This window comes from Candidatus Methylomirabilota bacterium, from assembly GCA_036002485.1.
Taxonomy (GTDB): Bacteria; Methylomirabilota; Methylomirabilia; order Rokubacteriales; family CSP1-6; genus AR37.
In genome coordinates this window covers 1-7,639 of the sequence record DASYTI010000116.1, presented here as the reverse complement: position 1 = coordinate 7,639, position 7,639 = coordinate 1, and the positions used below count along the sequence as shown (strand labels likewise).

Sequence of the window (7,639 nt, the reverse complement as noted above, 5' to 3'; positions counted from 1 at the left end):
GTCAAAGCCCTGACCGAGGAAGCGGCCATCAGCCAGTCGCTGGATGGCCGCGTTCTCGAGCTTGAGCCCCGTGTCAGCCATCACCGCCCGCGCTTCGTCCTCGAGCTTCCTGAAGGCCGCTTCGAGATCCGCCATTCTGCCCTGATCGAGGCGCATGCCCACGGTGGCCACGCGGTCCACGCGCGCGGGTGCCACGAGAAGGCCCAGGGCGGAGGCCACGCCGGCCGAGGGTGGACAGACGATGCGCGAGACGCCGAGCTTGCGCGCCACGGAGCCGGCGTGCACGGGCCCCGCGCCCCCCGTGCAGAGGAGCGCGTAGTCGCGCGGGTCACGTCCGCGTTCCGCGATGTGGACACGCGCGGCCCCCGCCATGTTCTCGTTCACGATGTCGTGAATGCCCCACGCGACCTGAATGGGGTCGAGCCCCAGCCGTCCCGCGAGCCGCTCGATAGCGGCGCGCGCCGCTTCCATGTCCACCCTGACCTCGCCGCCCGCGAAGTAGTCGGGGTTGAGGTAGCCGAGCAGGAAATCCGCGTCGGTCACCGTGGGCTCCGCGCCGCCCAGGCCATACGAGGCCGGCCCCGGATGCGAGCCGGCGCTGCGCGGCCCCACCTTGAGAAGGCCGATCTCGTCGACGTCCGCAATGCTGCCTCCGCCCGCCCCGATCTCGATCAGCTCGATGGTCGAGATGCGCATGGGCAGGCCGCTGCCCTCGATGAAGCGCCGCTGCCGCGCCGCCTCGAAGCTATTGGCGGTGAGCGGCTCGCCCCCGTCGACGAGGGAGAGCTTGGCCGTGGTGCCGCCCATGTCGAAGGCGAGGAGATTGCCCCCGCTGTCCTCGCGGCCGAAAAAGGCGGCGGCGATGGCGCCCGCGGCCGGGCCCGACTCCAGCATCTGCACCGGGGTGCGCTGGGCCTCGCCGACGTGGGTGAGCCCGCCGCTCGAAAGCATGAGGAGCAGCGGCGCGGGGATCCGCAGCTCCGCCAGGCGCTTCGCCATCAGCTGGAGGTAGCGCTGGGCCAGCGGCTTGATATAAGCATTGGCGACGGTGGTCGAGGCGCGCTCGAATTCGCGGATCTCGGGGGCGACTTCATGCGAGGTGGTGACAGCCACGCCGCGGTGACGCCGGGTAATCAGCTCGGCGGCCTGCGCCTCGTGACGAGGATTGACATAGGCGTGGAGAAAGACGATGGCGATGGAGGTGACGCCCGCCTTGACGAGCGCGCGGGCACGGGCTTCGACCACCCGGGCATCGAGCCGGCGCCGCACGCTGCCGTCGGCCTGGACGCGCTCGGGCACCTCGAGGCGCAGGTGACGAGGCACGAGCGGCTCGGGCTTGGTGATGGCGAGGTCGTAGAGCTCGTACTTGCGCTCGCGCCCGATCTCGAGCGTGTCCGCGAAGCCCTCGGTGGTGATGAGCCCGGTCGGCGCGCCCTTGCGCTCGATCAGCGCATTGGTGAAGAGCGTGGTGGCATGCACGACGCGCGTGAAGGCGGTCGGCTCGAAACGCCCATCCACGAGCACCGCGGCCACGCCCGCGGCCACCGCGCGCGCGGGGTCATCGTGCGTGGTGAGAACCTTGCGGCTGACCTGCCGACCCGAGTCGTGATCGTAGACCACGATATCGGTGAAGGTGCCGCCGATGTCTATGCCGAGCGAATACTGGGCCACGGAAAAACCCTAGGGTGACGGCGCGGAAAGATCAAGTCGTAAAGCCCGGCATCTCGAGCGCTCGCCTGGCCTGGACGAAGTGATTCTGCTCGTGGACCACGACGATCCGATAAGCATCCATCAGGCTATACGTGATGAGGCTCGACACGGGTGAGGTGATCGTGATGCCCTCGAGGTCCAGCCCTCGGGAGGCTTCCATGAGATGCAGCAGGCGCTCCTGCTGCTCGAGAAAGCTCGTGACGATCGCCGGATCGATCTGGCTGCTCGACGGGTAGAAGGCCTTCCGCACTTTGACCTTCCGCCCCGAATCGGGCCGGAGGGTCTTGATGAGCAGCCTGGCGAAGAGCGCGGGAAGGAGCGGCATGCGCTCCCAGAGACGCGGCCGCTTCTTGCCCTGCAGGATCTCGTCGACGATCGAGAAGTACGGGCGGTTCGAGATGATCAGATGATCGAAGCACTGGCCGATACTCCACTCCCCCTCGCTCGGCTTCCAGTTGATCTGCGCGGCGGAGCGCTTTCCGAAGGTGCGCTTCGTTTCGTCGGCGACCAGTCGGCCTTCGGCCAGCACGGTGGAGAGGTCCGCCTTCCGCAGATCGTAGTTCATGGAGCCTCCGCCTCCCAGAGGCCGGGATAGCGGGTCACGAACCCGATCTCATTCACTTGGAGCGGTGCTGCCGCGTAGCCGACGCCGGGAGCCTGATACTCGTACGTGACCTGATCCAGCCGCCGATACCGTTGCTCCAGGCGCTCCAGTGTCAACTCAGGGAAGGCAAGCCACGCTGCGGGCACGTCGGCCGCCTGTCCAATGTCCAGGGCGACGCGACGAAGCTGAAGCAGATTCGTGGCGGGCGTGAAGCCAAGATCCACATCGACACAGCCTTGAACCGCCGATTGCTCGACGCCATTGAGGTGCCAGCCCCCGCCCGGCGCGGCGAGGATGGTGACGTCGACACGCTCCGTCCCGCACCATCCATGCACGCGCACACCTCGTGAGGACCATCGCGCATCGGCGTCCACCTCATAGGCGAGCGCGCACGGGCGGCGATCCAGGTTGAACACCGCCATGCCCGATAGTCGCCACCCGTCGGGGACGGCCATGAGCTGGCAGGCGTCATGGCCGGGCAGATCGAGGCGGCGCCACAGAATCGTATGTTTCACGGTGCGTTCCGATGCGCGGTCGATGCCCGCAAGGTAGCACGGACGGAGGGTCGTTGCTGGAACACCCTCACGTCGCGCCTCAGGTTGACCGGGTTCGGACCCCGTGCTAGAAACGGGTTTACCCCGACAGCATCGCGAGCCGCACGAATGGAGGCATCGCCCATGGATCTGAACTACACGCCCGAGGATATCGCCTTCCGCAAGCAGGTCCGCGCCTGGCTCGAGGAGAACCTGCCGCGCAAGGAGATCCGGACCCTCGATGATCGCCTCGGCTGGCACCGCAAGCTCTACGAAGCCGGCTATCTCGGCATGGGCTGGCCGAAGGAATACGGCGGCGGCGGGGCGCGACCCATGGAGCAGGCCATCGTGGCCGACGAGCTGGCACGGTCGAAAGCACCGGCGCCGGCCAATAGCCTGGGGATCGGCATCGTCGGGCCCACCGTCATCGTCCACGGCACCGATGCCCAGAAGAAGCGCTACCTCAAGAAGATCCTGACCGCGGAGGAGCTCTGGTGCCAGCTCTACTCCGAGCCCAACGCGGGCTCCGACCTCGCCGCCTTGAAGACCTCGGCCGTCGATCAGGGTGACCATTTCCTCGTCAACGGGCAGAAGATCTGGACGAGCGGCGGCAAGGTCGCCCACTGGGGGTTGCTCCTCGCGCGCACGGACACCAAGGTGCCCAAGCACAAGGGCATCTCCTGCTTCCTCATGAACATGCGCCAGCCCGGTGTCGACGTCCGCCCCCTCAAGCAGATCACGGGCTCCTCGGAATTCTGCGAGGTGTTCATGACCAATGCGCGGGTGGAGAAGAGCGACCAGATGGGCAAGCTGGGCGAAGGGTGGGCCATTGCCCAGACCACGCTGGGCTACGAGCGCGGCGGCCGCGCGCTGGCGCGGGTGACCAACTACGCCTCGCAGCACTCGCGGCTGGTCGAGGCGGCCAAGAAGATGCGCCGCCACGGCAAGCCGCTGATCGAAGACCCGCTGGTGCGTCAGAAGATCGGGCGGATCTGGGCGGACATCGAGGTGGAGCGCTACCAGGCCCTTCGCACCCTGACGCAGCTGGAGCGCGGCGAGCATCCCGGCGCGGGCGGCTCGTTGACCAAGCTCTCGTACTCCGAGCTCGAGAAGCGCTACATGGAGCTGGCCCTCGAGATCCTCGGCCCCTACGGCCAGCTCACCGAGGGCGCGCCCAAGGAGTTCCAGCTCGAGATCGACACCGCGGTGGGCGAGCAGGGCTCCTGGGCCTATGCCTATCTCTGGTCGCGCGCCGGCACCATCTATGCCGGCTCCTCGGAGATCCAGAAGAACGTCATCGGCGAGCGCATCCTGGGCCTGCCGAAGGAAACCCGCGCCGATCGGGTGGGAGGCAAAGCGTGAACTTCTCGTTCAGCGACGACCAAGTCCTCCTCAAGAACTCCGTGCGCGCGGCCCTGGAGGAGCATTGCAAGTCGGCCCACGTGCGGGCCATGGCCGACGACGCGAAGGGCTACAGCGACGATCTGTGGGGCGAGATGGGCAAGCTCGGCTGGCTCGGTCTCCCCTTCCCCGAAGAGCATGGCGGCGCGGGGCTCGGCTTGGTCGAGCTCGCCATCCTCCTCGAAGAGATGGGACGGGCCGCCTATCCCGGGCCCTTCTTCTCCACGGTGGTCCTCGGCGGGCTCGGGCTCACGCTGGGCGGCACGCCGGCGCAGAAGGACAAGTGGCTGCCCGCCATCGCGTCGGGGCGCGCGCGCATGACGGCGGCGCTGCTCGAAGAGCACCTCGACTGGGACCCCGCCTCCACGACGGCGAGCGCGACCAAGTCCGGCAGCGGCTGGATTCTCTCCGGGGTGAAGCGCTTCGTGCCGTGGGCGCATGTGGCCGACGCCATCCTGGTGCCGGCGCGGTCGGCGGAAGGGTTGTCGCTCTTCCTCCTGGATCCCAAGAGCGTCGGCGTCACCCTCTCACCCATGAAGGGCATTGACCTCTCGAATCGCTGGTCGGAGATGCGGCTCGACAAGGTCGCGGTGGGGGCGGAGGCGATCATGAGCCAGCCCGGCGGCGCCGCCACCGTGCTCGAGTCGCTCCTGCGACGCGCGGCCGTGTGCGCCTCGGCCGACATGCTGGGGGCGGCACGCCGCTGCCTCGACATGAGCGTGGAGTACGTCAAGGTGCGCGAGCAGTTCGGCCAGCCCATCGGCTCCTTCCAGGCCATCCGGCATCGGTGCGCCGAGATGCTGCTGGAGGCGGAAAATGCGCATGCCGCGGTGTATTACGCGGCCTGGGCCTTGACGGCGGGGGCGGAAGACGCCGCGGTTGCCTCCAGCATTTGCAAGTCGTATGTCAACGAGGCCGCGCGCCGCGTCTGCGGTGATTCCATCCAGGTGCACGGCGGCATCGGCTTCACGTGGGAGTACGATCTGCACCTGTACATGAAGCGCGCCAAGGCCCTCGAGCCGCTCTACGGCGACACCGAGTACCACCGGGAGCTGATCACGCGCCACGCCATTTCCGCCCGATAGCATGGCCGACTCGCTCGAATCCCCTCACCCCGGCCCTCTCCCCAGAGGGGAGAGGGAGCCTAAGAGTCCTCAGCCAGCAGGGGAGAGTCACCCAGCCAACCCTCTCCCCCATCGGGGGAGAGGGCCGCAGTTCGAGCCGAGACGATTTCGGCGAGGCGAGGGCTGAGTTGAGTCAGGGGGCAGGTCCGCTGGACGGCATCACGGTCGTCGACCTCACGTCCTATATCGCCGGCTCCTACGCGGCCATGATGGTCGGGGACCTCGGCGCCCGCGTGATCAAGGTCGAGGCCCTCGAGGGCGACGCCTTCCGCGAGCTGCATGGCTTCTACGGCTGGAATCGCGGCAAGCATTCCATTGCCGTCAATCTCAAAGAGCCGGAGGGGCGCGCGGTCATCCACCGCCTGGCCAAGACGGCAGACGTGGTGATGGAGAACATGCGGCCTGGCGTGGTCGAGCGGCTCGAGGTGGACTACGAGACGCTTCGCCGCCTGAACGACAAGCTGATCTATTGCTCGATCAGCGCCTTCGGCCCCGAAGGCCCCGAGAGCGAGCGCCCGGGCTATGACCCCGTCTTTCAATGCCTGGGCGGAGTGATGACGTATCAGGGCTTTGGCGGCCCGCCCCAGTATGTGCGCATCCCCGTCACCGACTACTACACGGCGGCCCTGGCCTGCCAGGCCGTGCTGGCTGCCCTCTTCGTCCGCGAGCGCACCGGCCAGGGCCAGCGTGTGTGGACCTCGCTCATGCACGGCATCCTCGCGCTCCAGGCCGGCAACTTCGTGGACTGGCCCGGGCGCGAGATCGTCTACCGCGACACGCCGACCTATCGGCTCTACCGAGCGAGCGACGGCGAGTGGTTCTTCCTCGCCTGTGGCAACCAGTCCTTCTGGGTCAAGCTCTGCAAGGTGCTGGGCAAGCCCGAATGGGCCAGCGATGCGCGCTTTGCCTCGTGGTTCGGACGGCGGGACAACTCCGACGCGCTCACCCCGCTGATGGAAGAGGCTTTCGCCTCGCGTCCGCGGGACGAGTGGGTGCGCATTCTCACCGAGGCCGATATCCCCTGCGCGCCCACGCAGCCCCTACAGGCCTTCATGTCCCACCCCGCCGTGCTTCATCACAACATGCTGGTCGAGTACGAGCACGCGGAGCTGGGGCGTCTCAAGATGATGGGACTGCCGCTCCGCTTCTCCGAGACGCCCGGCGTGGATCCGGGTCCGCCGCCGCTCCTCGGCCAGCACACCGCGGAGATCCTGCGCGGGGCGGGCTATGGCGCCGGCGACATCGCCGACCTCCATCGCCGCGGGGTCATCGCCGGAAAGGATCTTTGATTTTCGAGCCGAGACACTGCCGAGCTGCCGTAGGCACGAGAGTGGCGAGGCGAGGGCAAAAATAATGCCGGATAGGGTGGTTCGCTACGAAGCGCAGGACGGCGTGGCCTTCATCACGCTCGATCGACCCGACGTGCTCAACGCCATGAACAACCAGATGCGCACCGAGCTCTTCGAGATCTTCACGCGCTTGCGCATGGACGATGCCGTCAAGGTGGTGGTGGTGACGGGCGCGGGCGATCGCGCCTTTTCCGCCGGCGCCGACATCCGCGAGTTCCTCGAGCCCCCGACACCCACCCACTTCCGCGAGTCGCGCAGGCGCCTCGACTTCCGGAGCGAGATGGACCGCTGCTCCCAGCCCATCATCGCGGCCATTCGCGGCTTCGCCCTGGGCGGCGGGCTCGAGTTCGCGCTGGCCTGCGATATCAGAGTGGCCGCGGAGGATGCCCAGCTCGGCCTGACTGAGATCAACCTCGCGATCATTCCCGGTGGGGGCGGCACGCAGCGGCTGCCTCGGCTGGTGGGGCGCGGCAAGGCGCTCGAGATGGTCCTGACGGGGATGCGCGTGCCCGCCGCCGAGGCCTTGAGAATCGGGCTGGTCGAGCGCGTGGTACCCGTGACCGAGCTGATGGCCGCCGCCCAGGGGCTGGCGCGCGACATCGCGGCCAAGGCTCCGATCGCGCTCCGTTACGCGAAGGAGGCGGTGGTCGGCGGCCTCGGATTACCCCTGCAAGACGGCATCAGGCTCGAGAACGATCTGGCCACGCTGCTGCGCACCACCGAGGACCGCGTGGAAGGGGCGCGCGCCTTCGTCGAGAAGCGCAAGCCCAAGTGGTCGGGCCGCTAGATAGCTCGGAGGGGGGCTCCGCCCCCCTTCCGAAGCCTCCCCCCGACGCAGTGCGAGCCGCAGGACGTCGCGGGGCTGGGGCCCCGCCGTCCGAGGCGAGCAATCTGAGAACTGCGCCGGCGAAGCCGGCG

Annotated in this window: 7 protein-coding genes; 4 read left to right on the top strand and 3 right to left on the bottom strand. The window is 68.0% G+C overall.

What is annotated here, in order from left to right; all coding sequences use genetic code 11:
- From VGT00_11970 to VGT00_11960, 3 genes are all read right to left on the bottom strand, one after another.
- Positions 1–1,671 (bottom strand): hydantoinase/oxoprolinase family protein (locus VGT00_11970; GenBank protein HEV8532127.1); only part of this gene is annotated, 1,671 nt, incomplete at its 3' end.
- A gap of 31 nt (positions 1,672–1,702) precedes the next feature.
- On the bottom strand, positions 1,703–2,275 hold the full coding sequence (locus tag VGT00_11965; GenBank protein HEV8532126.1) for a DinB family protein: 573 nt from the start codon (positions 2,273–2,275) through the stop codon (positions 1,703–1,705).
- On the bottom strand, positions 2,272–2,829 hold the full coding sequence (locus tag VGT00_11960; protein ID HEV8532125.1) for a putative glycolipid-binding domain-containing protein: 558 nt from the start codon (positions 2,827–2,829) through the stop codon (positions 2,272–2,274). The genes VGT00_11965 and VGT00_11960 overlap by 4 nt, the downstream gene beginning before the upstream one ends.
- Positions 2,830–2,991: 162 nt before the next feature.
- Here VGT00_11960 and VGT00_11955 point away from each other — a divergent pair, with 162 nt between their 5' ends.
- From VGT00_11955 to VGT00_11940, 4 genes are all read left to right on the top strand, one after another.
- Entirely contained in the window at positions 2,992–4,209 is a 1,218-nt protein-coding gene (locus tag VGT00_11955; GenBank protein ID HEV8532124.1) for an acyl-CoA dehydrogenase family protein, read from the top strand.
- The gene (locus tag VGT00_11950; GenBank protein HEV8532123.1) at positions 4,206–5,333 is read left to right on the top strand and encodes an acyl-CoA dehydrogenase family protein; all 1,128 of its coding nucleotides are present in this window, start codon (positions 4,206–4,208) and stop codon (positions 5,331–5,333) included. Before VGT00_11955 ends, VGT00_11950 begins: the two co-directional genes overlap by 4 nt.
- A 167-nt stretch (positions 5,334–5,500) precedes the next feature.
- On the top strand, positions 5,501–6,661 hold the full coding sequence (locus VGT00_11945) for a CoA transferase (protein ID HEV8532122.1): 1,161 nt from the start codon (positions 5,501–5,503) through the stop codon (positions 6,659–6,661).
- Between the two features lie 64 nt (positions 6,662–6,725).
- Positions 6,726–7,508, top strand: a complete 783-nt coding sequence (locus tag VGT00_11940) for an enoyl-CoA hydratase-related protein (GenBank protein HEV8532121.1) — start codon at positions 6,726–6,728, stop codon at positions 7,506–7,508.
- Positions 7,509–7,639: the final 131 nt, after the last annotated feature.

Bases quoted from the DNA above. Each gene is read 5' to 3' on its own strand.
- VGT00_11965 (HEV8532126.1), bottom strand. From the start codon at position 2,275: ATGAACTACGATCTGCGGAAGGCGGACCTCTCCACCGTGCTGGCCGAA.
- VGT00_11955 (HEV8532124.1), top strand. From the start codon at position 2,992: ATGGATCTGAACTACACGCCCGAGGATATCGCCTTCCGCAAGCAGGTC.
- VGT00_11940 (HEV8532121.1), top strand. From the start codon at position 6,726: ATGCCGGATAGGGTGGTTCGCTACGAAGCGCAGGACGGCGTGGCCTTC.